Source organism: Actinomyces sp. 565, assembly GCF_010365615.1.
Classification (GTDB): domain Bacteria; phylum Actinomycetota; class Actinomycetes; order Actinomycetales; family Actinomycetaceae; genus Actinomyces.
The window spans coordinates 1-26,720 of the sequence record NZ_PIZD01000013.1 but is presented as its reverse complement, the minus strand read 5'-3'; the positions used below and the strand labels follow the sequence as shown (position 1 = coordinate 26,720).

Genomic DNA, 26,720 nt, shown 5'->3' with positions numbered 1-26,720 from the left:
TTGGTCGGGGTTACTGGTGGGTAGTGGTCTGGGGGTGGCCTCCGCCCGGGCGCCCGGCGGGTCGGGTGGCGGGCCTGCAGCAGGTGGGCGGGCAGACGGTGTGGAAGGGGCCGGTGCCGGTGGTGGAGTGCGGGCGCACGTCCTCGCCCCGGGCGACGGCGGCCCGCTCGGCGAGCACGTCGGCGAGCGAGGCGACGAAGGCGGGGTGGGTGCCGGCCGTGGCCGCGCGCACGTAGGGCAGGCCGAGGTGCTCGGCGGTCTCACGAGCCTCGGTGTCCAGGTCGAAGACGACCTCCATGTGGTCGGCGACGAATCCGATGGGGGCGACGACGACGCCCGTCGGCACGTCCACGGGCCGCCCGTCGGTCAGGTGCCCGGCGGCCAGGGCCTGAAGGTGGTCGTTCACGTCCGGTTCCAGCCAGCGGGCCTGCGGCGGGCCGGAGCGGGAGCAGTAGACCAGGTCCGCCTGTGGGCGGCGGCCCAGGCGGGCGGCGACGGCGGGCAGGAGCACCTCGGCCAGGCGCTCGTGCTGGGCGACGTAGGAGATCTCGGTGGACAGGTCCGCGGCGACGCCGGGTTCCTGTGCGGAGAGTCCGAGTTCTCGCGAGGAGGGACTGGGGAGGCCCCCTCGGCTACCATCCGCGCCGCTCGTTCCTCGCGGCGCTCCCGCCAGCCCCGCCACGCCTTCGGGGGCCTCCCCAGTCCCCCCGGACGCGCGGGCGGGGCCGGAGCACTCTCCAGCCCCTCCCGAGTCGGCGCGTTCCTCGGCGGCGGGCGCGGACAGCCGCTCCATGGACTCGGGGATGGAGTGCGTGACCAGCACCAGCCGGATGCCGTCGGCGCTCACGCCGTCGGCCACCAGCTGGTTGAAGGCGGCGACGATGGCGTCGGTGTTAGCGGCGAGCATGCCCGGGGTGTTGTAGAAGGGACGGGTCTTATCCACCACCAGCTCCACCGGCGCGCCCCCGGCGCCACCCACGCGGGCGGCGGCGTCCGCCTCCCAGCCGCGCCCGGTGACTCCGTCGGCGCCGTCGGCCAGGAGCTCCTGCGCGCCGGCGACGTCCTCTCGGTACTGGCGGCAGCCGGAGTAGGAGGCGTAGGCGGCGGTGGTGATGGCCAGGACGCGGCGGGCGCCGGCGTCGGCGAGCTCGCGCAGGGCCTCGGAGACGAAGGGGTGCCAGTTGCGGTTGCCGATCACCACCGGCACCCGGCTCCCGCGGGCGGCCAGCTCATCGCGCAGCGCCGCCAGTAGCTCGGCGTTGCGGGCGTTGATCGGGGAGACGCCATTCCAGCGGCCGTAGTGGCCGGAGACCTCGCGCAGCCGGGAGTCGGGCACGCCCCGGCCCGCGGTGGCGTTGCGCATGAAGGGGAGCACGTCGTCGGGGCCCTCGGGGCCGCCGTAGGACAGCAGCAGGACGGCGTCGTAGGGAGCCAGCGGGTCGGCGGCGGAGGCGGGGCCGGAGGCTGTCACGGACCTGGCCTGAGGGGTCATTGGGCTCCTCCCGGGGCCGGGGTGGTTGTGGCCGGGGCAACCGCGGCGCGCAGGTCGGCGGCGATCTCCACGCCCAGCAGCAGGTCGAGGGCGTCGAGGTAGTCCTGGCCGCGCCCGGCCTCGGCGGCGGCACGGGCGGCAACAGTGGGATGGTGCAGCATGCGGGCCGCCAGGTGGTGCAGGGCGCGGGCGGCGTCGCCGGCGTCCACCTGGCCGTCACGCACGCGCAGGCGGGCAACCTCCTCCTCGACGAGTTCCGCCACATGCCCGCGCAGGCTGCAAACCACCGGATCCATGCGCCGCCCGGACAGCATGCGCTCGAACAGGGCGGTCTCCTCATCCACAATGGCGCGCGCGGCCTGCACCTGGCGGGCCTCGGCCGCGGGCACGGATCGCTGCACGCTGGGCAGGTCGATCAGCCGCACCCCGGGCATGGAGCCGACGGCCCTTTCCACATCACGGGTGAGCGCAAGGTCAAGGATCACCAGGGGGCGGAGGTGGGTCCCGGCGTGCGGCCGCGCGGGGCCTGCTGCCCGCTCGGCAGCGGCCGGGGCCACGAGCTCGCGGGTCAGCACCGGGGCGCCCAGGCCCCGGCAGGTGATGACCAGGTCGGCTCCCGCCAGTGCATCGGGCAGGGCGACGTCGTCAATCGCCCTGAGTCCGCGGCCGACGGCGAAGGCGGCGGCCCGGTCCGAGCGGGAGTAGACGGAGATGTCGATGACCCCGCGCCGACGCAGGGCGGTGACGGTGGCGCCCGCATAGGCCCCGGTACCGACGATCAGGGTCCGCACGCCCTCAAGGGGCGGCAGGTGACGGGCAGCCAGGTCTACGCCGACCCCCACGACGGAGCGGCCATTGCCCGCCAGGCCGGTCTCGTGGGCGACGCGGCGGGAGGCGGTGGAGGCGTGCTCGACGGCGCGGGACAGATCGGTTGAGAGAGTGTCTTCCTCGGTGGCAACCCGCATGGCACGACGTAGCTGGCCGGCGATCTCGCGCTCGCCCACAACCATGGACTCCAGCCCGGCGGCGGTGGCGAACAACTCATTGACGGCAGCGTTTCCGCTCCAGGCGGTCAGTTCGACGGGTTCCGCCGCAACCGGGCCCGCGTCGGCCCAATGCCGTCCGGCCCCGGGGTGCGTGCCGGCGAGCGCCTCGGCGGCGGGGCGCAGGCCCGCACGCCGGGCCAGGAAGCCGGTGACGTCGTGACGCAGGGCGTCGGCCGGGAGGGCCTGCGGTGCGTCCAGTAGCAGCGCCAGGCGGTTGCAGGTCCCCAGGACGATCGCGCCCCGCAGCTGTGGGAGGGCGCGCATGAGGTCCGGGCCGAGGTGCGCGGCGGTTGCACCCAGGCGGGCGACCGCGTCGAGGCCCTGGGTGCGGTGGTCGGCGGAGAGCAGATGGATAGTCACGGCGAGTGGTAGTCAAGCATTGGATGCCGGTCGGGGCACAATTATCACCGGCACCGCCCTCAACTATTCCGACACTGCGTCAGATTAGTTTTACGACACTGCGTCACATGACTGGTAGCCAGCGGTATTGCAGGCTAAACCAGTCACTGAGCGAAGGGTTCTGGGCGAGGCGGCACAATGTTCGGACGGCGCTTTCCGGCGACGCCACGTCATGTCATTTCAACCGGGACCACCAGGACGAGGACTATTTCGTGAGTATTTCCGTGCAGAATTCCGGCGGGGCGGACCACCCGGCCGGGAGCGGCGGCTCCACCGGCCTGAGCGCCCCGCAGCCGGGGCGACCCGCCCTGCTGGAGGCCCTGGCCGGGCGCCGCCCGAGGCGTACACCCGTGTGGTTCATGCGGCAGGCGGGGCGCTCGCTGCCGGAGTACCGCGCCCTGCGCGAGCGGGCCGGGGCACCCATGTTGGATGTGTGCCTGTGGCCGCAGGCGGCCGCGCAGGTGACGCTGCAACCGGTACGGCGCCACGGCGTGGATGCCGCCGTGCTGTTCTCCGACATCATGGTGCCGCTGCGGCTGGCCGGCGTGGAGGTACGCATCGAGCCGGGCACCGGCCCCGTGCTGGACGCCCCCGTGCGCGACTGGGCGCAAGTGCGCCGCCTGACCGCGCACCACTACGGGGACGCGGACCGGGCCGGGGCGGGGCCGGACGGCAGGGCACTCGACGGCGCCGCAGGGGTGAGCGCGATCCAGGCGGCCGTGCGGGCGGTTGTGGCGGAGCTGGGCGGTCCGGGGCAACCAGGTGCCGGCGCACGCGCACCACGGCAGGCGGACCGCGCCCGCAGCCATAACCGCGGCGAACCGTCCCGCGCGTCAGCCGACCCCGGCGGCCTGTCCGCCCGGGCGCTGGCGGGACTGGCGCAGTCGCGCGGCGAGGCGGAGTGGACCCCGCTGCTCGGCTTCGGCGGGGCACCGTTCACCCTGGTGGCCTACCTGGCGGAGGGCCGCCCCTCCCGCGACCACTTGGCCGCCCGCACGCTCATGCACGCCGACCCGACCGCCTGGGACACGCTGATGACCTGGGCAGCGCACCTGACGGGCCAGTTCATGGCCACGCAGGTGGCCGCGGGCGCGGCCGCCGTCCAGCTCTTCGACTCCTGGGCCGGCTCACTGTCCGCAGCCGACTACCGCGAGAAGGTCGCTCCCTACTCGGCACTGGCGCTGGACGTGGCCCGCGACGCCGTGTCCCCCACCACCGGCGCCCCGGCGCCGGTGATTCACTTCGCCACCCGGGCCGGGCACCTGCTGCCCGAGCTGCACCGCACCGGGGCCGACGTCGTCGGCGTGGACGAGTGCACCGACCTGGCCCTGGCTGCCACCGCCCTCGGGGGGCGGGACGACGGGGCCGGCGCGCGCCCGGTGCAGGGCAACCTGAACCCCGCCCTGCTGGCCGCCCCCTGGGAAGTGCTCGCACCTGCGGTGGATGCCTGCGTGGAGGCGGGCCGGGCGGCGCCCGCGCACGTGTTCAACCTAGGGCACGGGGTACCCCCGTCAACCGACCCGAATGTGCTCACCCGGGTGGTGGCACGCGTGCACAAGTCGCAGGACTGGGAACGTACGGCGCTGACCGGATGGGATGGAGAGGCATGAGCGAGCAGCTGACCGATGGCGGTGGGACTATGTCCCCGGGGCCGGCGGGCGGACCGGCCGAGCCGCTCGAGGCGCTGGTGGTGGGCGGCGGGATCGCCGGGCTCGCCGCCGCCTGGGAACTGGCCCGCGCGGGACTGCGGCCACTGCTGGTCGAGGCGCGCGGCTACACCGGCGGACTCGTTGCCGGCGCAGACATCGGCGGGGTGCGCATGGACCTGGGTGCCGAGGGATTCGTCGTCCGCGGGGACGCGATCACGCAGATGGTAGATGCCCTGGGGCTGCGCGTGGTCGGCCCCTCCGGCGGCGGGGCGCGCCTGTTCCTGCCGCCGCCACCAGACGCCGCCGACTGCGACGGCGCAGCTGCCGGCCCGGGCACCGCGCAGGCGGCTTCCGACGCCCCTCCCACCGATCCGGCCCGTGGCTGGCGGGCCCACCGCTTCCTGCGCGACGGTTTCCTAGGCATCCCGGCCGATCCGCTCGCCGAGGACGTTGTGGCCGTGGTCGGGCGGGCCGGGGCCTTGCGGGCAGCCCGAGACGCCGAGCTTGACGGGACGGTGGGCACCCGCCCCGAAGACCCGGCCGACCTGGCCGCCTTCGTGCGCACCCGCATGGGCGAGGCGGTCCTGGAGCGCCTGGTCCGCCCGATTGTGGCGGGAATCCACACCGCCGACCCCGCCGACCTCGCGGCCGACACGGTCGCCCCCGGACTGCGGGAGGCGACCGCACGCCTGGGCTCGTTGCAGGCCGCCGTCGGCGAGCTGCTGGGGCGGCGCCGGGCCCGCCGCCGGGGAGGCGGCGCCGCGGACGTGACCGTCGAGGGCGGCCTGTTCCGCCTCACCGATGCGCTGCGGGAGGCGATCGAGACTGCCGGCGGCCGGGTGCTTACCCGCACCGGCGCGCAGTGGCTACAGCCGGCCACGCGCACCGCCGGGCCCGGCGGCACCGACTCCACCGGCGCCTGGGAGGTGGGGATCGCACCCACTGCGCGCGGGAAGACGCCGTCGGACGAGCCGGTGGCGGCCGGGGAGCAGTGGGTGGTGCGCACGCCACGAGTCGTGCTGGCCTGTTCAGCGGGGGCAGCACTCCGGCTGCTGGCAGGAGCACCCGGGGTGGAGACCCAGGTACCGGTTCCGGTCGGCTCCCCGATCGCCCGTTTCACCCTGGTAGCTCACGCCCCGGGACTGGCCGACGCACCGGTGGGCTCCGGACTGCTGGTGGCACCGGCCGCACCCGGACGAGCGCCCGTCAAGGCCAAGGCACTGTCACACCTGTCGGTGAAGTGGCCGTGGATCGGGGAACAACTACGGCAATTGCACGGCCCCGGCGCCGCGGGAGCACCCGCCGATGCGGTACACGCACTGCGCCTGTCCTACGGACGCCCGGGGGAACCGCGCCCCCAGGTGGAACTGGCGGACGCGCTGGCCGATGTCGAGGTGCTTACGGGTGTGCGCCTGCGGGAGCAGGACGTGCTCGACTCCAAGCTGGTGCGCTGGGACGGGACCCTGCCGCCGGTGACGCCCGCCTACCGCGAACGCACCCGGCGCCTGGAGTCCCAGGTCGAGCCCCTGGAAGGCCTGGCGGTCACCGGCGCCTGGGTAGCCGGAACGGGCATTGCCGCCGTCGTCGCCCATGCCCGCGAGCAGGCGGCCGGGCTCACCGGCAGGCCGCGGGTCACGGCGGACGGCACTTGCGGCCATAGGGAACCGGAGGGACCTGCATGAGCAGCGGCACGATCATCGGAGCGGGTGCGCCGTCGGCGCGGACCGTGCGTCTGGGAACACGCGGCTCGGCGCTGGCGGTTGCCCAGTCCTCACAGGTGGCGCGGGCGATCGTCGCCGCCTCCCGCCAAATCGGCACCGACCTGCAAGTGGAGCTCATCCCGATCCGTACCCGCGGCGATGTTGACTCCACCCCGCTGACCCGGCTCGGCGGAGTGGGGGTATTCGCCGCCGCCCTGCGCGAAGCGCTCCTGGACGGCAGCTGCGACCTGGCCGTGCACTCCTGCAAGGACCTGCCCACCACGCCGGTGCCGGGGCTGCACATCGCGGCGATTCCGCCGCGGGAGGACCCGCGCGACGCCCTGTGCACGGCGGGCGGGGTCGGCCTGGCCGACCTCCCGCCCGGTGCGCGCGTGGGCACCGGGTCACCGCGCCGGGCCGCACAGCTGCTAGCCGTGCGACCGGATCTTCAGGTCGTGCCCGTGCGCGGGAACGTACCCACCCGCCTGTCCCGCGTGGTCGGCTCGGTGGTGGGCGCGGACGGCCCGCTCGGCGCCGTGCGCGAACCCGACCTGGACGCGGTGGTACTAGCGCTGGCGGGCCTGCGCCGCCTGGGTCTGGACAACTATGCCACCCAGCCGCTGGCGCTGCCCCAGGACGGCCCCCGGGCGGGGACCCCGGGCAGGGACCAGTCCGCGCAGGACGCGTCACCGGCAGCCGCCGCACGCACACCCGTCATGGTGCCGGCGCCCGCGCAGGGTGCGCTGGCCCTGGAGACGCGGAGCACGGCGGGAACCGAGCAGGATCGGCCCGTCGGCAGGCCGGGAGCAGATACCTCTCCGCGCGCCGGGGTGGCCCCGCGCGATCCCGGGCTGGCCGCCGCGCTTGCTGCGACCGTATCCGCGCTGGACGATCCGCTCACCCACGCGGCCGTAACCGCCGAACGTGCGCTCATGCGTCACCTGGAGGCGGGCTGCGCCGCGCCGGTTGGGGCCGTGGCCGTGCCCACCACGCTACCGGAGGGGCATACCGGGCTGCGTCTTGACGCGGTCGTCGCGACCGCCGACGGGCGGAGCGTGCTGCGGGAATCGGTGACCGGGACCCGGGCGGACGCCTCCGCGCTCGGTGAGGCGGTGGCGCAGGCACTGCTGGAGGCGGGCGCCGCCGATCTGGTCGACCTGCACGCCGCGCTGCCCGGTCGCGGCCGCCGGGAGGCGCCGTGAGCCCGGCCGAGGGCACCGCGGCAGCGGGCACCACAGCGGCGTGTCTGGCCGGGCGGCGCGTGCTGCTGCCGCGCGCCAAACCCGGCGACGCGATTGCCGCCGCACTGGCCGCGGCGGGTGCCGCGGTGATGAGCGTGGGTTTGACCCGGGCGGTCCCCGGCCCCGTCGGTCCCCGTGAGCGCGCCGCCGCAAGGCTGGCGGACGGCCACTACGCCTGGGGAGTGCTGACCTCGGCCCGCACCCTGGACTTCTTCGACTTCAGCGCCCTGGGCAACTATGAGGCGCACGACGCCTGCGGACACGTGAACGGCGCTTCGGGCTGTCCCGATACCCCCGCGCGCGTCCGCCCCACCGCCTCACGCCCATGCACCGGAATCGCTGTGGTCGGCACTGGCACCGCGCGCGCCGTGCGGGAGCGGCTGGGGTGCGAACCCGACCTGGTGGCGGCCGGCAGCGGGACTGCCCTGCTGGAGCTGCCGCAGCTCAGTGGCGGGCCGGACGCCCTTGCGACGTCCTCGCCCGCGCGCCGATACGGGACGGCCGGGGGTGGGACGGGGCGGGAGCGCCGACTGCTGCTGCCAGGCTCGGCGCTGGCCTCCCCCGCACTGGCCGAGGGCCTCAGGCGCGCGGGCTGGGAGGTCGATGCCGTGGCCGCCTACACCATGGAACCGGTTCCACTCGCCGACCTGCCCGTGGGCTTCACCGCGGACTGGGTGGGCGGCCGCTTCGACGCGGTGGTACTGGTTGCGGGGTCCTCCACGCGCGCGCTGGTAGATCTCGCCGGGCCGCCCCCGCCCGCGACCCGCGTGGTGACGATCGGGAAGCCGACCGCCGCGGCCGCGGCAGCCGCTGGACTGCGCGTAGACGCAGTCGCGGCCCGCCCGACCCCAGAGGCCATCCGCGACGCCTTAATCACGACGCTGCCTGCTCCACCGCGCTGAACTCATACCCTCCATAACCGCTATCACCCGCCCGCATGCCCGAGGAGACCGCCGCAATGACACAGACAACCACCACCTTCCCCCTGCCCGACCCGCGAGACCCCGCCACCTCACCGGCCGCTGAACTGCTCACCTCGCGGGGCGTGCCCGCACCCGCGGCGCCGACTGTCCGCCCTCGGCGCCTGCGGCGCACGCCCGCCCTGCGCGGGCTGGTCGCCGAGACCCGTATCAGCCCGGCACAGCTGATCCTGCCGGCCTTCGTACGCGAGGACATCAGCGCGCCGAACCCGATCGGCGCCATGCCGGGCGTCGTGCAGCACACCCTGGACTCGATCCGGCGCGAGGCCGCCGCCTGCGCCGAGGCGGGCGTGGGCGGCATCGACCTGTTCGGCGTGCCGGCCACGCGCGATGAGACCGGCTCGCAGGCGTGGGCCGAGGACGGCATCCTCAACCGGGCGGTCGCCGCGGTGCGCGCGGAGGTCGGGGACGCGCTGGTGGTGTGCGCCGACACCTGCCTGGACGAGTTCACCTCACACGGCCACTGCGGCCTGGTGCGCCCGGAGGGGGACCGCCGCGCCGGCGAGATCGACAACGACTCCACCCTCGCCCTCTACCAGGCGATGGCCGTCTCCCAGGCAGAGGCGGGGGCGCACATGGTCTCCCCCTCCGGCATGATGGACGGGCAGGTGGCGGCGATCCGCGCCGCCCTGGACGCCACCGGCCATGACGACGTCACCATCCTGGCCTACTCCGCCAAGTACGCCTCCGCCTACTTCGGGCCGTTCCGGGAGGCAGTCGGATCCGCTCTCAAGGGCGACCGCCGCACCTACCAGCAGGATCCCGCCAACCGCCGCGAGGGACTGCGGGAGGTGCTGCTGGACGTGGAGCAGGGCGCGGATCTGGTGATGGTCAAGCCGGCCGGGCCCTACCTGGACGTACTGGCCGATGTAGCCGCCGCCAGCCCGGTGCCGGTGGCCGCCTACCAGGTCAGCGGCGAGTACGCGATGGTGGAGGCGGCCGCGGCCAACGGCTGGATCGACCGCGAGCGCGTGATCATGGAGTCGCTGCTGGGGATCGTGCGCGCCGGCGCCGACTGCGTGCTGACCTACTGGGCACGCGAGGTGGCCGAGTTGCTGCGTGCGCAGCGGTAAAAGTGTCCATCTCTCGCCACTTTGCGTGCCGGCCGTTCGCAACGCCCAACCGCTCGTCCGCATATGCCCAGGTCAGCACCTATTTGCTCAACGCGCCAGGACCGGCGCCATGCTGAAACTGGCGAGAGTTGGACACTTTTTCTGCGCCGGTCCCGCTGCGCGGGGTCGTAGGCTGCCGTCGGACCGCCGCAATCGCTTCAGGAGCCCCCATGCCGTCAACCACCAATGCCGACCTGTTCGCCGCCGCCCGCGCTGTGATCCCGGGCGGCGTGGACTCCCCGGTGCGCGCCTTCGGCGCCGTGGGCGGGGCGCCCGCCTTCATCGCGCGCGCCCACGGCGCCCACGTAGAGGACGCCGGGGGACGTGACTTCGTGGACCTGGTCGGCTCCTGGGGGCCTGCCCTGCTCGGGCACGCCCACCCGGCGGTGGTCGAGGCGGTGCAGGCAGCCGCCGACCGGGGACTGTCATTCGGGGCGCCCACCGCTGCGGAGACCGAGCTGGCCGAGGCGGTGCGGCGCCGCGTGCCGCCGGTGGAGCGGCTGCGCCTGGTGTCCACCGGCACCGAGGCCACCATGACGGCGGTGCGGCTGGCACGTGGCGCCACCGGCCGCGACCTGGTGGTGAAGTTCGCCGGCTGCTACCACGGCCACAGCGACGGCCTGCTGTCTGCGGCCGGCTCAGGCGTGGCCACGGGTGGACTGCCGGGGTCCGCGGGCGTGCCGGAGGCGGTGGCCGCGCAGACCATTGTGCTGCCCTACAACGATGTGGACGCGCTGGAGGCGTGCTTCGCCGCCCGCGGCCAGGAGATCGCCGCGGTCATCACCGAGCCGGCGCCGGCAAATATGGGTGTGGTCCCACCCGCGCCCGGTTTCAACGCAGCCATCCGCAGGATCACCGCCGCGCACGGCGCGCTGATGATCGCCGACGAGGTGCTCTCCGGTTTCCGCGTGGGCCCGGCAGGGTTCTGGGGCCTGGAGGCAGTCGACGGCTGGACGGCGGAGGCAGCCGATTCTGGGAACCGCTTCAGGCATGCGACGGGCCGGCCTGCCTCGGCCCAGGCTGACGAGGCCGCCGCAGCGACCACCCTGGCGCTTTCCACCCCGTCCTGGCCCGGCGGCCCGGACGGGGGCGAAGCCGACTGGCGCGAGCGGGCGGCCTGGGTGCCGGACCTGTTCACCTTCGGCAAAGTGATCGGCGGGGGCATGCCACTGGCGGCCGTGGGCGGCCGCGCCGAGGTGATGGAGCTGCTAGCACCGCTCGGCCCCGTCTACCAGGCGGGCACCCTGTCCGGGAACCCGTTGGCGACCGCCGCCGGCCTGGCCACACTCGCCCTTGCAGACGATGCCGTGTACACCACGGTCTCCCACCGCGCCGCCGAAATCGGGCAGGTGATCGCAGCGGCGCTGACCGAGCAGGGGGTGCCGCACCGGGTGCAGCACTCCGGCTCCCTGTTCTCGGTCATGTTCGGCCCCGCGGCCGCCGCGGCGGGCGTGCGGGACTATGACGCCGCCCGCGCCCAGGAGACGTGGCGCTTCGCCCCGTTCTTCCACGCCTTCCTCGACGCCGGGGTGGCGCTGCCGCCGAGCGTGTTCGAGGCCTGGTTCGTCTCGGCCGCGCACGGCGACGCCGAGGTCGAGCGCATCGCTGGGGCCGCGCCGGCGGCGGCCCGGGCCGCGGCCGCTGCGCGTCCCGAGGCGTAACCCTGCGGCATGCCTCCTGGCCACGGGTGGACCCCACACGCTCCCACCCGCGGAACAGAGTCCGAATCTCCGCCCGACCGGTCGCGTCGACTCGGCGACGGCCCTAGCCAGGGCAGCACCAGGGGCATCCCGGATACCGGAGGCCGACCGGATTCGGCAGGCTGGCACCATGACACAGCAGCGTCCCACCAACCCCTACGGCCGCAAACCGTCTTTCTCCCGGCGCACCAGGTCGTGGCGCTCGCGGCTGCCGCGGCGGTCATACCGGCGCCTGCTGGCGGGCGTGTGCGGCGGCCTGGCCGAGTACTGGGGCGTGAGCCCCACGCTGGTGCGGCTGGCGACACTGGCCCTGGCGGTGCTTCCGGGCCCGATGTGGGTGGTCTACGTCGCCGCCTGGGTGCTCATACCAGGCCCCTACGAGCGCTGAGCCCCGGTCAGCCCCTCGTGGCGAGCGCGGCCTCGTAGGCGGCGAGGTCGGGCTCGGCGAAGACGCAGATGACGATCCGCAGCTCGGATTCGGGGTGCGTGCGCAGCCAGTCCGCGAGCGTGGCGAGCACGAGCTGCGCCGCCTCGTCCTTGGGGTAGCCGTACTCGCCGGTGGACACCGAGCACAGGCCCACCGAGCCCAAGCCGGCATCCGCGACGGCGTCCAACACGCTCCGGTAGCAGGAGGCGAGCAGGGAGCGGTCGGCGTCGGTGGGGCGGCCGCCCTCGACGATCGGGCCGACGGTGTGGACCACGTGCGCGGCGGGCAGGTGGTAGCCGGAGGTGAGCAGGGCGCGGCCGGCCTCCTCCGGGCGGCCGTAGCGGGCGTCCATGTGGGCGGCGCATTCGGCACGCAGGCCGGGCCCGGCGACGGCGTGGATGACGTTGTCGATGCAGGTGTGCCCGGGGACGAAGCAGCCCAGCATCTGAGCGTTGGCGGCGTTGACGATCGCTCCGGCGCGCAGGGTGGTCAGGTCACCGCACCACAGGGCGACGTGCTCGCCGAGCGGGCCGGCCACCGCGTGGGTGGCGGCCAGTGTTGGCAGTGTCAGGGCGTCGGGGGCGCCGGCGTCGTGCACGCGCTGGGCGGCCTCGGCGGCGAGCATCTCGTCCAGGTCCTCCCGGACGTCGTCGTCGGGGATCTCGCGGGGCGGACGGATGGTCAGCAGCCCGTCCAGCAGCCGCCGCAGCTCCACCGGGGGGAGCTCGGCGAGGGCGGCGGGCGGTGGGAATGCGGCGACGTCGCCGGCCTGGACGGCCTCGGTGGCGAAGTGCCGGGTGAGGCGGTGCAGGCGGGCGACGTCGGCGGTAGGCGCGTGCGGCATGCGCCCAGGTTAGGCGCGCCGCCGCGTCGGCGGCAGCGGCTCCCGGGCGCGTGGGCGCGCAGGACGCGGTCGGCAGTCTCAGTTCACGGAGTAGTTCTGCGCGGAGAGGAACCAGCTCTGCTGCTCCAGGCGCTGGGTGTAGTCCTCCAGGATGCCGGAGGATGAGGGGTCGGCCTCGTCGACGGCGTCGTGGATGTCACGCAGGGTGGTGACCACGGCGTTGATGGCCGAGACGATGTAGTCGACCGCGTCAGCGGTGATGACGGCCCCCTCGGGTGCCTCCGGGACGGTGGTCTGGGAGGCGATGGTGCCGGGGCGGCCGTCGGGGAATGCGTTGATGGCGCGCATGCGCTCGGCGAGCTCGTCGGAGCCCTCGCGGGCGATGTCGACGACCTCGTCCAGGTTGAGGTGGAGGTCGCGGAAGTTCGGGCCGACCAGGTTCCAGTGGACCTGCTTGCCGACGAGGCTGAGGGCGGTGATATCCACCAGGGCGCGCTGCAGGTCGGCGGCGAGGGTCTCGGAGGCGGTGAAGGTGGGGATGACGGCTGGGTTCTTAACTTGGTGCTTGCTCATGGGACCAACTTTACAATCACCGAAGCTTAGATGGGTAGGGCTTATCGCTCATGAGGGAACCTGGAAACAGCCCGGACGGCGCAAGCCGCAGCAAGATGCCCGGCGCCGCACCATATGGGTGGGGCGCCGGGCACCTGGACAGGCCGGCCCCAGGCAGCTTTCAGCCGACTGGGGCACGGCCCCGGTAGGTAGTAGGTACCGGGTCAGGCCTGCGCGGCGGCGCCGGCGGCCTCCTCCTCGGCGATCTTGCGCTTGATCTCATCCATGTCGAGCTCGCGCACCTGGGTGATCAGGGAGTCCAGGGCGGGCCCGGGCAGGGCGCCGGCCTCGCGGTAGACCAGGACGTCATCGCGGAAGACCATCAGCGTGGGGATCGAGGAGATGCCCAGGGCGCCGGCGAGCTCCTGCTCGGCCTCGGTGTCAACCTTGGCGAAGGTGATGTCGGGGTTGTTCTCGGCAGCCTTCTCGAACACCGGCGCGAAGCGACGGCACGGACCGCACCATGAAGCCCAGAAGTCAACAAGGGTGATGCCGTCCCCGCGGACGGTCTGGTTGAAGTCTGCGCCGGTGATGTTCTTGGTGGCCACGGGTGTTCCTTCCAGTCGGAGGGATTGGATGTTGTGTGCCGGGCACGCGTCCAGCGCTGCCGACGCCTGGGACAACCGTCCTACCCGACGAGGTATTCCGTGGGCATGGTCATCTTCGGCCCCCTTCCCAGGTGCACCCCACCCACGCCGAGGTCGGTAGAAGTCACGTGCCTAGGTCGGTAGACGTTGCGCACCGAGGTCGGCCCACTGCTCTACTCGCCGACGACGCCAGAAACACGAAGGCGACTCCCCGGCTCCGTCCAGACCACCTGCCTAACGTCGGGATGGCGAACGCCAGTTCCGACGATGCCAGGAGGCACTATGTTCACCATCACCTACCGCCCCTATGAGCCCCGGGATGCCGAGGGGGTCATGGCGATCGTCCTTGACGCCTTCCACATCCGCAGCTACGCACCGCGCCCCTACTTGGAGCGCTCCGCCGCAGAGCTGTTCCTGTCCGAGCGCCTGCTCACCTCCACCTACGCGCAGGTCGCCGTCGTCACCGATGACCGCAGCGAGGACGACGCGGAACCCGCCACCGAGCGGGTCGTGGGCGTCCTCATGGGCCGGGTAGAGGACGAGCCACCGCTTCCGGCCCGGCCGCTCGCTCATGCGCATAAGCTCGCCGCCATGGCCTGGCTGGCGACGGCGGGAATGCCGCAGTGGGACACGCTCACGCAGGCATTGGGCTTCGACTACCGGCGTGCCGAGCTGAGACAGGACGTGCTGCTGGGCGGAGGCGTCGGCGTCACCGATGAGATCACCCTGCTCGCGGTGCATCCCGCATGGCGGGGCCGCGGGGTGGGCACCCGCCTGTACGACGACTTCATGGAGCACCTGCACGCCCACGGCCGCAAGGACTTCTTCCTGTACGCGGACTCGCTGTGCAGCTATGAGTTCTGCGAGCAGCAAGGCCTCTCGCGTGCCGCCACCCGGGAGCTGCGGCTGGACGTGCCCGAGCTGCCCGAGCGCGTCGGCGTGTACCTGTACACCGGCGAGGTCCCGACTACCACAACCACAAGCGCCGCAGCCCGCTGACCACCGAAACCGGCACATGTGACGCATCGAAACCGGCACATGTGACGCATCGAGACCGGAACATGTTACGCGCGGAAGTGGTGGTCGTTGTCGGGCAGGGACGTCGTCGGGCGGGCGGTGCCGGGCTTGCGGGAATGATTCGTTGGATCCATTGGGACCATCCGAAGGCCTGACCGGGGAGGTGACCGTCGACGGCACCGCTGAGTACTTCCAGTGAATCCAGAGCCCTGACGCCGCACCCCCGTGCTTCGGCACTTCCCACGAGGGTTCGCGCCTCTAGGTGCCGAACCGGTCGCAACAAGTGACGAATCGTCAACCACAACGCATGAACCGTCACACCCTCGAACCGGAAGAGCCACTAACGACACACCGAGACCGGCTGAGCTCTGCCAGCTGCTCCCAGCCGCATGAAGGTGCCCCGGGGTTCAGGAGCGCCGCCACCCCCGACGCACCAAGGCGACGAGCCCGCTGCGCGACTCCTCGCCACTGTCTCCCTCGGCAGGCCTGTTGGCGACAACGTCGTCGGCGCCGTCGCCTGCGCCTTCGACGGCGGATGCGACCCAGGCCATGGCCAGCACGGCCTGGTAGAGGGTGTCGGCGTCGACCTCGGCGCGGGCCACACCCGCGCGCTGCGCGGGCTCCAGGAAGCCCCGCGTCATCTCAATCACCTCCTCACAGGTTGGAGCCAGCGGCGAGGAGGAGCTGGTGTAGGCCTCCCGCAACGGCCCGGGGAGTCCGTCATAGGACCGCATCCACTCCCCTAGCGCGTCCAGCCACCGCTCGAGCGCCTCGCCGGGCTCCAGGGCAGCTCCCTCAATCTCCCGGCACCTGCGCGTCAGATCGGTGGTGCGCTGCGCCAACACCTGGCCGAGTAGGTCCTGCCTGGTGGGGAAGTGACGGTAGAGGGTCCCCGCCCCCACTCCGGCCCGCCTGGCGATGGCGTCCATAGGGACGTCCAGCCCCTCTCGGGCGAAGATCTGCGCGGCTATCTCAACGATCTTGTCGCGGTTGCGCCGCGCGTCGGCGCGCACCGCCCGGTGCCTGTTCCTCGTCCGAGGCGCGTCGTCCCGGGCCGCCGGGTCAGACATGGATCACACTCCTGCGCCATTGATAAGTGGAGAGTCTCTCCGTATCGTCCGGGCTATCTACTTCAAGCGATCTTAGGCGAACGGAGATGCGTGTTGCCACCACAGCCAGCCAGCCCCGTCGACCCCGAGGCCCTGCGGCGGACCCTGGCCAGCTTCCCCACCGGCATCGTGCTGGTGACCGCCCAGGACTACGACGGCGCCCCTGTAGGAATGCTGGCCAACTCCTTCACCTCCGTGTCACTGGATCCGCCGCTGGTGTCTCTGGCCTTCGCCCGCAGCTCGTCCACCTGGCCGCGGCTGCGCGACGCATCGCTCCTGCAGGTCAGCGTCCTCGGCACCGAGCACCACGCCCTGGTCTCCCAGCTCGCCGGCCCCACCGCCCAGCGCTTCGTCGGCCTGGAGTGCGCCCTGCGCAGCGAAGACGCCGCTCTCCTGGGATCCCCCGCCACCCTGAGCGCGGCACCCGAGAGGATCATCGAGGCGGGCGATCACGATCTTGCCCTTCTTCGGGTACTCGAAGTCGAGCAGGACAGGGAGATCGACCCCCTGGTCTTCTACGCGCGCCGACTGCATCGCCTCACCACCTGACCCCGCCTCCGGCACCGGAGATCGGCCTGCGCCACCCAGCACCACCCCACTGCAGAGATGAGCACTGCGCCGAGTGCGCAAGACACACCGCCCGCCACCAACCTCGGAGGAACACCATGACCACCAATCCCGCCAAACGACAGATGATCCTGGGCATGCATCTGGGGACCGGCTACGGCTCGCAGGCCAACGCCTGGCGCGCCCCCGGCGTGAACCCCTCCGCCTATGCCGACATTGAGGCCCAGGTCCGCTACGCCCGCGCTGCGGAGCGCGGCACCCTCGACTTCCTCTTCCTGCCTGACAACCTCGCGATCACTCCCTCCATGGGGGGTGGGATCCCGCAGGCCACCATGGACCCGGTAGTTACTATCGCCGCCCTGGCCCGCGCGACCTCCCGGATCGGATTCGTGGCCACCGGCACCACGACCTTTAACGAGCCCTACAACATCGCCCGCCAGTACAAGGCCCTAGACGTGATCACTCACGGCCGCTTCGGCTGGAACGCGGTTACTACTGCGGACCCGGCTGCCGCCGCGAACTTCGGCCAGACCATCGCCGAGCGCCCGGTCCGCTATGGCCGCGCGCACGAGGTGATCCAGACCGTGCAGGCCCTGTGGGGCAGCTGGGGCGAGGACGCCTGGACCCGGGACAAGGCCACCGGCCGCTTCGTTGACATGGACCGGGTACGCCCGGTGAACCTGCGCGGGGAACACGTCGCCTCCCAGGGGCCCCTGCCGATCCCGCCGTCCGAGCAGGGGCAGCCGGTCATCTTCTCCGCCGGGGGCGGGGAGTACGGCCTGACCATTGCCGGACGCTACGCCAGCGGCGTCATCGGTGCGGCCTTCACCATTGAGGACGCCCGCACCCAGCGCGACGCCGTACGCCGGGCCGCCCGCCAGTACGGCCGCAACCCGGAGGAGGTCAAGTTCTTCGCCGGGCTCATGCCCCTCATTGGCGCCACGGTCGAGGATGCTCTGGCCCGCAGACGCCAGCTGGATGAGGTCAGCGCCCCCCAGCGGGTCCCCTATCTGGGAGCCATGCTGGGACTGGCCCTGGAGCCCGAGCAGATCGACCGGCCCTTGACGGCCGGAGAGCTGGCCGACGCCCGACCCAGCGGTTTCGATCCCCGCTCCCAGCACGCGCTGAGCGTCGCCCGGGAGGGCTGGACGATTCGGGACATCCTGGCACACGGCATCATCGACTACCACCCCACTCCCGTGGGCCCGCCCTCCGTCGTGGCCGACCACATGCAAGAGTGGTTCGAGGCCGGCGCATGCGACGGCTTCTGGATCTCTCCCGACGTAAACCAGGACGGGATCGACACCTTTGTTGACGAGGTGGTTCCGATCCTGCGCGAACGCGGGCTGTTCCACGACGGCTACCGGGGCACCACCCTGCGCGAGCACCTCGGAGTGCCGCCGCAGTACGGTCTGGATCCGCGGGTCATGCGGGACGCGCAGTAGCACGCCCGACGACGCCGCTTCGACCGACCTCGGCGCGTAACTTCTACCGACCTCGGTGCAGGTTGGCGGCAACCAGCTCGGCCAGCTGGACGGCGTTGAGGGCGGCGCCCTTACGCAGGTTGTCGCCCACCGCGAACAGGGCGATGCCGTGGCCGTCGTCCCAGGCCTGGTCGGCGCGCACCCGACCCACGAAGGTGCCGTCGCGGCCGGCGGACTTCAGCGGGCTGGGCACGTCGTCGTAGGTGACGCCGGGGGCGGCGCGCAGCAGCTCGATGGCCCGCTCGGGGCTGAGGGGACGCTCGAACTCGGCACTCACGCTCACCCCGTGGCCGGAGAACACGGGGATGCGCACGCAGGTGCCAGACACGCGCAGGTCCGGGATCCCCAGGATCTTGCGGGACTCGTTGCGCAGCTTCTGCTCCTCGTCGGTCTCCCCGGAGCCGTCGCCGGCGTCGCTGCCGGCCCAGGCGACGGCGTTGAAGGCGATGGTGTCCACGTACACCTTCGGCTCGGAGAAGCTGACGGCCCGCCCGTCCAGGGCGAGGCCCTCGATGTCCTGCCCCTGCTCGACGACGGCGCGCACCTGCCCGGCCAGCTCGGCCACCCCGGCGCGCCCGGAGCCGGAGACCGCCTGGTAGGTGGAGGCGACCAGGCGCCTGAGCCCGGCCTCCTCGTGCAGTACCTTCAGGGCCGGCATGATCGCCATGGTGGTGCAGTTGGGGTTGGCGATGATGCCCTTGGGGCGGTCGTCCAGCGCCTCGGGATTGACCTCGGCAACCACCAAAGGCACGTCGGGATCGCGGCGCCATGCGGAGGAGTTGTCCACCACGACGGCGCCGGCCGCGACAAACCGGGGCGCGTACTCACGCGAGGCGGTAGCGCCGGCGGAGAAGATGGCCACGTCGATGCCGGCCAGGTCCGCGGTAGCCACGTCCTCCACCTCGATGCGGGCGCCGCGGAACTCCACGACGCTCCCGGCGGAACGCGCCGATGAGAACAGGCGCAGGCTGCGGGCGGGGAAATCACGCTGGGCGAGCATGCCCAGCATGACGCGGCCTACCTGCCCGGTGGCGCCGACGACGGCGACGCTCACGCCGTCGGCCGGGCCCACGTACCCGCCCGCGGGACCCACGTACTTCCCCGCGTCCTCCTGCGGGGCCTGGCTGTCCTGGTTGCTGGGGTTGCTCATCTTCCGGTACCTCCGTAGACGACCGCCTCGGCGGCCTCGGCATTGAGGCCGAAGGCAGAGTGGACGGCGCGCACGGCCTCGTCTAGCACGGCGTCGTCCACCACCACCGAGATGCGGATCTCGGAGGTGGAAATCATGTCAATGTTGATGCCGGCCTCGCTCAGTGCCCCGAAGAGCTTGGCGGACACGCCCGGGTGGGAGCGCATGCCGGCGCCGACCAGGGAGAGCTTGCCGATGTTGGGGTTGAAGTGCAGGGTCTTGAAGCCGAGCTCGTCCTGCGCGTCCTCGAGGGCGGCGCGGGCTGCCGCAGAATCGCCGTCGGGGCAGGTGAAGGAGATGTTGGTCAGGCCGGTGCCCTCTGCGGAGACGTCCTGCACGATCATGTCGATGTTGGTGTCGGCGCGGGCCACGATCTCGAAGATGCGGGCGGCGGCGCCGGGCACATCGGGCACGCCGACCAGGGTGATCTTGTCCTGGCTGCGGTCGTGGGCGATGCCGGAAATGACGGGGGCTTCCACGTGATCCTCCTGAGCGGATGGGTGCGGGCGGGCCTGGGCGCGGGCGTTGACGGCACGGGTGTGTGCGGCACCCACGGAGGCGCCGTCGGGCGGCAGGGCGCCGTCGGGGGCGACGACGCGGCCGGTGACGGCATCAATGGCGGGCGCGGGCGGTACCGAGGCATCGGCAGGGGCACCGGAGGCGGGCGCGGGTGTGGGGGCGGAGGGGGCGTCGTCGTCGGCCCCGGGGACTAGGGGCGGGATGAAGGCGCCCTCGCGGCGGCCGTCGTAGATCCAGGTGCCGGTCTTGTCGGAGAAGGAGGAGCGCACGTGCAGGGGCACGCCGAAGCGGCGGGCGTACTCCACCGCGCGCAGGTGCAGGATCTTGGCGCCGTTGGCGGCCATCTCCAGGGTCTCCTCGCTGGAGAGGGCCTCGATGCGGCGGGCCGTGGGGACGATGCGCGGGTCGGCGGTGAACAGGCCGTCGACGTCGGTGTAGATCTCGCAGACGTCCGCGTTCAGGGCCGCGGCGAGGGCGACGGCGGTGGTGTCGGAGCCGCCGCGCCCCAGGGTGGTGACGTCCTCCACCTCGTTGATGCCCTGGAAGCCGGCGACGACGGCGACGGCCCCCATCTGGATGGCGCGGGCGATGCGCTCGGGCAGGACGCCGACGATGCTGGCGCGCCCGTACTTGGAGTCGGTGAGCACGCCGGCCTGGGCGCCGGTGTAGGCGCGGGCGGGCACGCCCAGTTCGCCGATGGCCATGGCCAGCAGTGCCATGGAGATCCGCTCGCCGGCGGACAGGAGGATGTCCATCTCGCGCGCGGGGGGCTTGGCGGAGATGGCGCCGGCCATGTCCAGCAGGTCGTCGGTGGTGTCGCCCATGGCGGAGACGACCACCACCACGGTGTTGCCCGCCTTGCGCGTGGCGACGACGCGCCTGGCGACGCGGCGGATCGCCTCAACGTCGCTGACGGATGAGCCTCCGTATTTCTGCACTACCAGTGCCATGTGGGGGTTCCTGCCGTTGTGCTGCCGGTTGGTCGTTGCCGGTGCCGACTCGTCGGGCGCGCCCGCGCGGGGCGTCCCGGCGTCCTCGGCGTGGCGTCGAGCCAAGCATACGGCCCGCAGGTTACGACGGCTCGACGGGGATCGCAGGGTGGAGGGGCAGGAGTGCGGCCCTGAAGAGGTGGCGCATCGACCCTGACCGGGGTTGCCTCACGGGGTAGGACATGGCTAAGGTCACCACATGGCGAGCGTTATAGTTTCGTCATTTCCTGTTGGTTCCTGAAAGGCCTGTCTCATGGTTGACGACGGCGCTCGGCGTGAGGCCGCGGGCGATAACGAGGACGTCCGGCGGGTTCGCTCCGCATCCGCAGCGGGCGGGGACGCCCCGGCGCCTCCGCCACCGCCGGGTTCTTCGCCGGGGCCGGTGCGGGGACGGCATGCTGCTGTGCCGCCGAGTGCGTACGGGGTGATGCCTGCTGGGGACGACGACTCGAGCCAGTCGGCATCGGCGGCTGCGCCTGCACCCGACCGGGTGTCGGAGTATGGGATGGCGCCGTCGGCGGCCGATACTGGCACACCTGGTGCTTATGGATCGGGGTATGGGCTTGTGGCGCCTGCGCCAGCACCTGCATCCGCGCCCGCGCCCGTGTCTGCGTTAGCAGCGCCCTCGCTTGGGAGTGTGAGCGCGCCCGGTCCCGGGGCGCATGCTGCGGCGGGTACAGATCATGTCTTGTCGGTTTTGGATGTGCCGGCGGAGTGGTGGGAGCGGGCGCTGGCTGGCTGGCGGGGCTGGTGGGCGCGTCATGCGGGTTTCGCGCGCGGGTTGGTGCGCGTGCAGCAGGTGGTCTCCACCGTGGCGCTGGTGCTGGGTGTGGTGGCGCTAGTGGTGGTGCCGCGCCTGGCGATCGGGCTGGTGCCCGCGCTGTTCATGACCGGCTGCCTGCTGGTGGTGGGACTGCTGGCGCGCACCCGCACCCTGGGGCTGCGCCCGCTGCTGCTGCTGATGGGCATCAGCGCGCCCTGGTCACTACTGATCGCCCACGCCACCCTAGTGATTGGTGAGGCGATTGGGCTCTCCACGGCCGATGACGGCGCCCGCATCGCGCTGGCCGCTTTCGTTGAGGAGCCAGGCAAGCTGCTGCCGCTGCTCGCCCTGGCGCTATTGGCGCCGGGCCGGGTCAGGCGTCTGGCGGCGGTGGACTGGGCGCTGCTGGGCTTCGCTACCGGGGCGGGATTCACCATCGCCGAGGACGGTGCCCGCCGCCTGATGCCCCCGGGCCTGATCGCCGAGCTGCTGGGAGAGGACCGGCTCCAGTACTCGCTGAACCCGTGGACGGCGGGCCGGTTCCTGATACATGGGGGCAGTTGGGCCGAGAACCTGCTGGAGCTGGACACTCCGGTGGAGGTAGTAGCCACAGGGCATCAGGTCCCCACCATGGGGGTTGCCATGGGTATCGCCCTGGGCCTGGCCCTGTGGCGCACCGCGAAACCCTGGTGGCGCGCCGTCGCGTGGCTGCCGCCGGTGGTGATGCTCACGATGGCGATCGTGGATCATGCCTGTTACAACGCCACCGTCGGCTGGACCGGCTGGGCCGACCAGGACACCGCCATCCCCACCTGGATACGCCTGGCCTGGCAGGTGCGCGGGCAGGGACGCACCCAGATCGCCGTCTCCGTGGTCCTGTTCATCGCCTGCATGCTGGTCGACGCCCTCCGCCGCCACCGCGCGGGCGTGTTCGGCGACGTCGCCATCGAGGCCCCCAAGGCGCCCGCCCTGCCCATGACCGGTGTCCCTTTAGCCCTGCGGGCACCGGTGCAGGCCGTGGTGTGGCTGGCCGCCTACACCTGGTCGGACCTGGCGATCATCGCCGCCGCGTACGGCGACCGAACACTGAGCCGCAGGGCGCGCATGGCCGAGGGCCGGGCCATGGGCGTACAGGTGAGCGGGGTGCGCCAGGACGCCATGACCGTGACCACCCCCGGCACCGAGCCGGCCGCTCGTAATGCCTTCCGCCTGGTCGCACTCACGGTCGGAGCGGTGATGCTGGCGGCCTGTCTGTGGTACGGCACCGCCCTCGCCCAGGACATCGGCTCCTGGCTCCAACAGCCCGACTGGCCCTACTTCTTCGCCGGCCTGCTTGACGGGCTCGCACAGTGGTGGGACTCCCTGGGCGTGCTCGGCCAGATCCTGGTCACCGCCCTCGCAGTACTCCTGCTTGCGTGGGCGGGCCTGTCCGTGGCCGCGGCGCTCGGGGCCGTCGGCGTGGGCACCTGGGTGCTCAGCCATGGGCGCGGCATCGCCACCTTCCTCCAAGACCCCGCCGCCGCCACCCGCTCCTACGCAGCCAACGCCACCTGGGAGCAGCTCCTACTGGACGGCGCCGACTTCGCCCTGACCTTCATACCCGGCTCCGCCCTCGGGCTCGGCACCCGCAAAGCCGCCCGCACTGCAGCCGAGAGCGTCGCGGTCTCGCGCGCCGCGCGCCGGGAGATCGCCGGCCTGACCGAGGTCAACAACCTCTTCGCCCAACGCGACGCCGCCAAGGCCGCCCGGCAGGCCGCCGAGAAGCGCCTCAGGGACGCCATGCCGCCCGGCTACGACACCAAAGCCTTCAACCGCAAACACCTCAAGACAACCATCAAAAAACTAGAGGGCGCTGGCTACAGCGACGCCCAAGTCAAAGAGCTGCGTGACGCCGCGCGACAGGCCACAAAAGCGCGGTCTGTGGAGAAGCGTATTGCCGAGTACATCGGCGAGCGGGGCGGGGAGCAGGCACTTGCGCGCCGCGGGTACGACATCCCCGAGTCCTTCCACTCCACCGGGCCCGGCACGCCCGGTCCCGGCAGCTACCGTCTGGACGGCATGGGAGTCAAGCCCGACGGCAGCGAGATCGTCTTCCCCGAGTACAAGGGCGGCACCGCCAAGGTATCCACCACCAAGGTCCCCACACGGTTCGAGGGTCCCGCCGCCCAGGCCACGCCGGCCTATGTGCGTGACCGCATGCTCACCGATCCCCGCGTGGCCCAGTACTTCCACGACAACCCCCAAGTCTGGCAGTCCGTCAAAGACGGACGCACCAAGCTCCTGATCGAGGTGTACTCAACCCCCGCACCCGGATACGCCCAGGCCAGCGCCAAGACTTACTTCACCCTCACACCCCAGGTCATCCAGGCCATGGAGGAGGCCATGGCCGCACTATAGAATCAACGCCAGCGCCCCCCGAACAAGCAAGCCCCCAAAACAGCCAACAAAGGACACCGCCATGACCGAGATGAAAATACTGCCCGTCGAGCGCGCCATCGAATGGATCCGCGCCTGGGCCGAACTCGACTGGCCCATCACCTGGGAAACCGCCTACACCACCCGCGACAAACTCGGCTGGACACCCAACCCACAAGACCCCGAACTGTTCACCACAGAACTCACCGTCAACGAAGACGGGGGTTACCTCAGCACACTAGACGACGCTTGCAGCGGCCTCTCGATCCCGCTCTGCTCTCGTAACCTATCAGCCGAGCCGAACACTCCTTGGACGACTTCCCTGTGGCAGGCATACGATGCCATCGCTAACGCACTCACGCAGCTATACGGCACCGGCAAGCAGACCGGCGACCGAAGCGACGTTCTTCAAACCGACTGGATACTCAACAACCAAGTCACCGTAAGCCTAGTAGCCTCGGACAAGTCCATGAGCGTCATGCTGGACTCACCCGAAGTCACCGCGATTGATCAATGGGATTCATACTACGTTGAGAAGTACGGCGAGGACTATGTCGACGACTGACCCCGGCACCACCCCCGGCGTCATACAGCATGCGCGCCCTCCCGGTCGAGCGCGCCATGGATTCGCGCCTAAGCCGTCCAGTCTGTTCCATCGAGCCCACATTGTCACAAACGGTGACAAACGAGCCCGAGGCGCTGGCCCACGACTCACGAAACGTTGGAATCATGCGGTTGCGAAAACCAGGCAGGGCAGCGAATCCGGCGTTTGTCACCGTTTCTGACAATGCTGGCCACCGAACGCCCCGCTCTCAGCTCTCCTCGTCGAACCGACTGCACGAAGGTGCGCCCTACTACATCTGCCGGTGAGCCCGACGTCCTGCCTCGTTCCATCCAGTGGTCCACGGAACAGTCGGTGGGTTCTCCCGGCCTGTGATGACATGGACCTTGCCGTTGACGACGCGGCGGAGGGACCTGTCTAGCTGCTGCCGATAGTTCGCCATCGCCTGCTGCGCAGCGGCTTGCCGACCTCGCCCCGCGTGTGGCTGCGCGCCGGGCAGGTCGGTGCGTAGCGCTACATACAGCGTCCGGGCCCTCACCGTCTTGCGGCACATCTCCCGCATCTCCCGATCGGTGTGTCCGTCGCGGGTCCCGGCGTGCAGGCCCGCGAGCGTGTCCATGACCTTCTCGGCCACGACGGCGACCAGGTTCTTGGGCTCGTTCGCCTCCTGGTAGGCGTAGTCCTTCGCCTCAATCAGCCACAGCTGGTCACCGGTAGAGGGAGCGGGTGGACTGCTCGAGTTCGGCGTCGAGGGCCGTGATGACGGGCAGGTCGTCAAGGTCATCGGCCTGGGCCACGGACACCGGGCCGCCGTCGGTGCGGTCAAGCCCGAAGTAGCGGATGTCTGCGTCCTCCCGCTCATCGAGCATCTGGAGTTCGCGCAGGAGGAAGAGACTGTGGGTGGCGAGGAAGACCTGGACTCCGCGGCGGGCGAGGCCGGCGATGAGCGGGGCGAGGAGCCGAATGGAGGCCGGGTTGAGGTTGGCCTCGGGCTCGTCCCAGAACAGGTACCCCTGATCCTTGAGGACCCCGTTGGCGAGGAGCACTTGGATCATGCCGAGCTTGCGGTGCCCCTCGGAGACCAGCGGCGCCTCAAGCTGAGCACCTGAATCACCCTCGGCGCCCGGCCGGAGCACGAAGCGCTCGTCCCTCACCTCGAAGCGCCCGCCGACGATGCCGCCGATGACGTCCTCGATCTTCGTGTCGGAGCGATCCTTGACTCGGGGGCGGTAGAGGAGCGTCGCCAGGTCGTTCCAGGTCTCATCGAAGGGGACCTCGTAGGTGGCGAAGAGCGAGCGCAGACCGTGGGCGACCGAGAGGATCTCGTGTGCGGGCATGAAGACGGGAAAGGCCTGAGCACGAATCCGCCGACCGCCGCCGGGAACCGGCCCGCAACTTTCCCGGTCGCCCGGCGATTCAATTGTTACATTAGCGCCCATGAGTATTGAGGCGACGGAGGTTACGCGTTTCTTCGGCTCGGCGCCCGCCGTGCAACGGTTGAGCCTGTCCGTACCCGGCGGAGCCGTCACCGGCCTGGTCGGCCCCAACGGGGCGGGCAAGACCACGCTGCTGCTCATGCTGGCGGCCCTACTACGGCCGGACGCGGGCACCATCCGGGTGGCCGGACTCGACCCGGTGGCCCAGCCGCGCGAAGTGCATCGGGCCGTGGGCTGGATGCCGGACGCCTTCGGCACCTGGGACTCCCTGACCTGCACGGAGATCCTGCTGTCCTTCGCCGCCGCCCAGGGAATCGACGACGCCACCGCTGGCGAGCGCGCCGCCGACATGCTCGCCCTCGTGCATCTAGAGGACATGGCCCGCACCCCGGCGCGGGTGCTCTCGCGCGGGCAGAAGCAGCGCCTGGGGTTGGCCCGCTCGCTGCTCCATGCCCCGCAGGTGCTGCTGCTCGACGAGCCCGCCGCCGGCATGGATCCGCGCTCACGCATGGACCTGCGCGTGATCCTGCGGGAGCTGGCGAGCCAGGGGATGACGGTGCTGGTGTCCAGCCACGTGCTGGGCGAGTTGGAGGAGATGGTCGACGGCGTGGTGTTCATGTCCCGCGGGCGGGCGCTCACGCCGCCGGGCGCCGAGATGAACACGGATACGGATACAGAGCCCGGCCACGCTCAACCGGCCGGGCAGGGGCAGGCCGCGGCGGAGGCACCCGCGCAGGCCGACGCCGGAGAGCCCGCCAGCGCGGTGACCCCGGTACGCCCCGCGCCGCTGCGCGCCACCTGGCGGATGCGGGCGCTGGACGGCGACCGGCTCGCGGCGTGGGCGCGCGAACAGGCACCGCCGGGTGCCGGCACCGAGTCCG

Annotated in this window: 23 protein-coding genes; 13 read left to right on the top strand and 10 right to left on the bottom strand. The window is 71.8% G+C overall.

Features of this window, described 5'->3' with window-relative positions:
* Positions 1-10 precede the first annotated feature (10 nt).
* Together GZ997_RS02830 and GZ997_RS02825 are read right to left on the bottom strand one after the other, a co-directional pair.
* Positions 11-1,492, bottom strand: a complete 1,482-nt coding sequence (locus GZ997_RS02830; protein WP_162678774.1) for a ferrochelatase — start codon at positions 1,490-1,492, stop codon at positions 11-13.
* Entirely contained in the window at positions 1,489-2,898 is a 1,410-nt protein-coding gene (locus tag GZ997_RS02825) for a glutamyl-tRNA reductase (RefSeq protein ID WP_162678773.1), read from the bottom strand. Before GZ997_RS02825 ends, GZ997_RS02830 begins: the two co-directional genes overlap by 4 nt.
* Positions 2,899-3,215: 317 nt before the next feature.
* Here GZ997_RS02825 and GZ997_RS02820 point away from each other — a divergent pair, with 317 nt between their 5' ends.
* The 7 genes from GZ997_RS02820 to GZ997_RS02790 all read left to right on the top strand — a co-directional run bounded on the left by GZ997_RS02820 (position 3,216) and on the right by GZ997_RS02790 (position 11,707).
* Entirely contained in the window at positions 3,216-4,547 is a 1,332-nt protein-coding gene (locus GZ997_RS02820; RefSeq protein ID WP_238994214.1) for a uroporphyrinogen decarboxylase family protein, read from the top strand.
* Positions 4,544-6,268 (top strand): FAD-dependent oxidoreductase, encoded by a 1,725-nt coding sequence (locus GZ997_RS02815; protein ID WP_343212249.1) that lies wholly within the window; start codon positions 4,544-4,546, stop codon positions 6,266-6,268. Before GZ997_RS02820 ends, GZ997_RS02815 begins: the two co-directional genes overlap by 4 nt.
* The gene (gene hemC / locus GZ997_RS02810; protein WP_162678771.1) at positions 6,265-7,488 is read left to right on the top strand and encodes a hydroxymethylbilane synthase; all 1,224 of its coding nucleotides are present in this window, start codon (positions 6,265-6,267) and stop codon (positions 7,486-7,488) included. Before GZ997_RS02815 ends, hemC begins: the two co-directional genes overlap by 4 nt.
* Positions 7,485-8,429 carry a uroporphyrinogen-III synthase gene (locus GZ997_RS02805; RefSeq protein ID WP_162678770.1) on the top strand — a complete coding sequence of 315 codons (945 nt, stop codon included), beginning with the start codon at positions 7,485-7,487 and terminating at the stop codon, positions 8,427-8,429. Before hemC ends, GZ997_RS02805 begins: the two co-directional genes overlap by 4 nt.
* A gap of 56 nt (positions 8,430-8,485) precedes the next feature.
* The gene (hemB, locus tag GZ997_RS02800) at positions 8,486-9,580 is read left to right on the top strand and encodes a porphobilinogen synthase (RefSeq protein WP_162678769.1); all 1,095 of its coding nucleotides are present in this window, start codon (positions 8,486-8,488) and stop codon (positions 9,578-9,580) included.
* A 209-nt stretch (positions 9,581-9,789) separates the two neighbouring features.
* Positions 9,790-11,280 (top strand): glutamate-1-semialdehyde 2,1-aminomutase, encoded by a 1,491-nt coding sequence (locus tag GZ997_RS02795; RefSeq protein ID WP_162678768.1) that lies wholly within the window; start codon positions 9,790-9,792, stop codon positions 11,278-11,280.
* A gap of 169 nt (positions 11,281-11,449) precedes the next feature.
* A complete protein-coding gene (locus GZ997_RS02790; RefSeq protein ID WP_162678767.1) occupies positions 11,450-11,707 on the top strand; it encodes a PspC domain-containing protein in 258 nt (85 codons plus the stop codon).
* Between the two features lie 7 nt (positions 11,708-11,714).
* Here GZ997_RS02790 and GZ997_RS02785 read toward each other — a convergent pair whose 3' ends face one another.
* The 3 genes from GZ997_RS02785 to trxA all read right to left on the bottom strand — a co-directional run bounded on the left by GZ997_RS02785 (position 11,715) and on the right by trxA (position 13,750).
* The gene (locus tag GZ997_RS02785) at positions 11,715-12,590 is read right to left on the bottom strand and encodes a macro domain-containing protein (RefSeq protein WP_162678766.1); all 876 of its coding nucleotides are present in this window, start codon (positions 12,588-12,590) and stop codon (positions 11,715-11,717) included.
* 78 nt (positions 12,591-12,668) lie between these two features.
* A complete protein-coding gene (locus tag GZ997_RS02780) occupies positions 12,669-13,163 on the bottom strand; it encodes a DNA starvation/stationary phase protection protein (RefSeq protein ID WP_161925126.1) in 495 nt (164 codons plus the stop codon).
* 203 nt (positions 13,164-13,366) lie between these two features.
* Positions 13,367-13,750 carry a thioredoxin gene (trxA, locus tag GZ997_RS02775; protein WP_161925127.1) on the bottom strand — a complete coding sequence of 128 codons (384 nt, stop codon included), beginning with the start codon at positions 13,748-13,750 and terminating at the stop codon, positions 13,367-13,369.
* Positions 13,751-14,071: 321 nt separating this feature from the next.
* On the opposite strand from trxA, the gene GZ997_RS02770 reads away from it, so the two are divergent.
* Positions 14,072-14,788, top strand: a complete 717-nt coding sequence (locus tag GZ997_RS02770) for a GNAT family N-acetyltransferase (RefSeq protein ID WP_162678765.1) — start codon at positions 14,072-14,074, stop codon at positions 14,786-14,788.
* Between the two features lie 425 nt (positions 14,789-15,213).
* Here GZ997_RS02770 and GZ997_RS02765 read toward each other — a convergent pair whose 3' ends face one another.
* A complete protein-coding gene (locus tag GZ997_RS02765) occupies positions 15,214-15,876 on the bottom strand; it encodes a TetR/AcrR family transcriptional regulator (protein WP_162678764.1) in 663 nt (220 codons plus the stop codon).
* A gap of 90 nt (positions 15,877-15,966) precedes the next feature.
* On the opposite strand from GZ997_RS02765, the gene GZ997_RS02760 reads away from it, so the two are divergent.
* Entirely contained in the window at positions 15,967-16,464 is a 498-nt protein-coding gene (locus tag GZ997_RS02760; protein ID WP_203233933.1) for a flavin reductase family protein, read from the top strand.
* A gap of 116 nt (positions 16,465-16,580) precedes the next feature.
* Complete coding sequence (locus GZ997_RS02755) at positions 16,581-17,927, top strand: NtaA/DmoA family FMN-dependent monooxygenase (RefSeq protein WP_162678763.1); 1,347 nt, start codon at positions 16,581-16,583, stop codon at positions 17,925-17,927.
* Positions 17,928-17,970: 43 nt separating this feature from the next.
* Here the strand turns inward: GZ997_RS02755 and GZ997_RS02750 are convergent, their stop codons facing one another.
* Both GZ997_RS02750 and GZ997_RS02745 read right to left on the bottom strand, forming a co-directional pair.
* Positions 17,971-19,116 (bottom strand): aspartate-semialdehyde dehydrogenase, encoded by a 1,146-nt coding sequence (locus tag GZ997_RS02750; RefSeq protein ID WP_162678762.1) that lies wholly within the window; start codon positions 19,114-19,116, stop codon positions 17,971-17,973.
* On the bottom strand, positions 19,113-20,624 hold the full coding sequence (locus tag GZ997_RS02745) for an aspartate kinase (protein ID WP_162678761.1): 1,512 nt from the start codon (positions 20,622-20,624) through the stop codon (positions 19,113-19,115). Before GZ997_RS02745 ends, GZ997_RS02750 begins: the two co-directional genes overlap by 4 nt.
* Before the next feature lie 727 nt (positions 20,625-21,351).
* Here GZ997_RS02745 and GZ997_RS02740 point away from each other — a divergent pair.
* The gene (locus GZ997_RS02740) at positions 21,352-23,823 is read left to right on the top strand and encodes a protease PrsW (protein WP_162678760.1); all 2,472 of its coding nucleotides are present in this window, start codon (positions 21,352-21,354) and stop codon (positions 23,821-23,823) included.
* 61 nt (positions 23,824-23,884) lie between these two features.
* Positions 23,885-24,406, top strand: coding sequence for a DUF6301 family protein (locus GZ997_RS02735; protein ID WP_162678759.1), 522 nt, complete (start codon positions 23,885-23,887; stop codon positions 24,404-24,406).
* 289 nt (positions 24,407-24,695) lie between these two features.
* Here the strand turns inward: GZ997_RS02735 and GZ997_RS02730 are convergent, their stop codons facing one another.
* Both GZ997_RS02730 and GZ997_RS02725 read right to left on the bottom strand, forming a co-directional pair.
* Positions 24,696-25,187, bottom strand: a complete 492-nt coding sequence (locus GZ997_RS02730; protein ID WP_162678758.1) for a hypothetical protein — start codon at positions 25,185-25,187, stop codon at positions 24,696-24,698.
* Positions 25,111-25,740, bottom strand: a complete 630-nt coding sequence (locus GZ997_RS02725) for an AAA family ATPase (RefSeq protein ID WP_162678757.1) — start codon at positions 25,738-25,740, stop codon at positions 25,111-25,113. Before GZ997_RS02725 ends, GZ997_RS02730 begins: the two co-directional genes overlap by 77 nt.
* Positions 25,741-25,840: 100 nt before the next feature.
* Here GZ997_RS02725 and GZ997_RS02720 point away from each other — a divergent pair.
* Positions 25,841-26,720: ABC transporter ATP-binding protein (locus GZ997_RS02720; RefSeq protein ID WP_162678756.1), on the top strand; the 880-nt coding region annotated here is incomplete at its 3' end.

What these genes read in the sequence shown, in the direction of transcription:
- GZ997_RS02795 (WP_162678768.1), top strand. Translation starts at nt 9,790, where the DNA reads ATGCCGTCAACCACCAATGCCGACCTGTTCGCCGCCGCCCGCGCTGTG.
- hemB (WP_162678769.1), top strand. Translation starts at nt 8,486, where the DNA reads ATGACACAGACAACCACCACCTTCCCCCTGCCCGACCCGCGAGACCCC.
- GZ997_RS02745 (WP_162678761.1), bottom strand. Translation starts at nt 20,624, where the DNA reads ATGGCACTGGTAGTGCAGAAATACGGAGGCTCATCCGTCAGCGACGTT.
- GZ997_RS02770 (WP_162678765.1), top strand. Translation starts at nt 14,072, where the DNA reads ATGTTCACCATCACCTACCGCCCCTATGAGCCCCGGGATGCCGAGGGG.
- GZ997_RS02830 (WP_162678774.1), bottom strand. Translation starts at nt 1,492, where the DNA reads ATGACCCCTCAGGCCAGGTCCGTGACAGCCTCCGGCCCCGCCTCCGCC.
- GZ997_RS02755 (WP_162678763.1), top strand. Translation starts at nt 16,581, where the DNA reads ATGACCACCAATCCCGCCAAACGACAGATGATCCTGGGCATGCATCTG.
- GZ997_RS02735 (WP_162678759.1), top strand. Translation starts at nt 23,885, where the DNA reads ATGACCGAGATGAAAATACTGCCCGTCGAGCGCGCCATCGAATGGATC.
- hemC (WP_162678771.1), top strand. Translation starts at nt 6,265, where the DNA reads ATGAGCAGCGGCACGATCATCGGAGCGGGTGCGCCGTCGGCGCGGACC.
- GZ997_RS02730 (WP_162678758.1), bottom strand. Translation starts at nt 25,187, where the DNA reads ATGACCTTGACGACCTGCCCGTCATCACGGCCCTCGACGCCGAACTCG.
- GZ997_RS02785 (WP_162678766.1), bottom strand. Translation starts at nt 12,590, where the DNA reads ATGCCGCACGCGCCTACCGCCGACGTCGCCCGCCTGCACCGCCTCACC.
- GZ997_RS02790 (WP_162678767.1), top strand. Translation starts at nt 11,450, where the DNA reads ATGACACAGCAGCGTCCCACCAACCCCTACGGCCGCAAACCGTCTTTC.
- GZ997_RS02725 (WP_162678757.1), bottom strand. Translation starts at nt 25,740, where the DNA reads ATGCCCGCACACGAGATCCTCTCGGTCGCCCACGGTCTGCGCTCGCTC.
- GZ997_RS02815 (WP_343212249.1), top strand. Translation starts at nt 4,544, where the DNA reads ATGAGCGAGCAGCTGACCGATGGCGGTGGGACTATGTCCCCGGGGCCG.
- GZ997_RS02765 (WP_162678764.1), bottom strand. Translation starts at nt 15,876, where the DNA reads ATGTCTGACCCGGCGGCCCGGGACGACGCGCCTCGGACGAGGAACAGG.
- GZ997_RS02750 (WP_162678762.1), bottom strand. Translation starts at nt 19,116, where the DNA reads ATGAGCAACCCCAGCAACCAGGACAGCCAGGCCCCGCAGGAGGACGCG.
- GZ997_RS02780 (WP_161925126.1), bottom strand. Translation starts at nt 13,163, where the DNA reads ATGAGCAAGCACCAAGTTAAGAACCCAGCCGTCATCCCCACCTTCACC.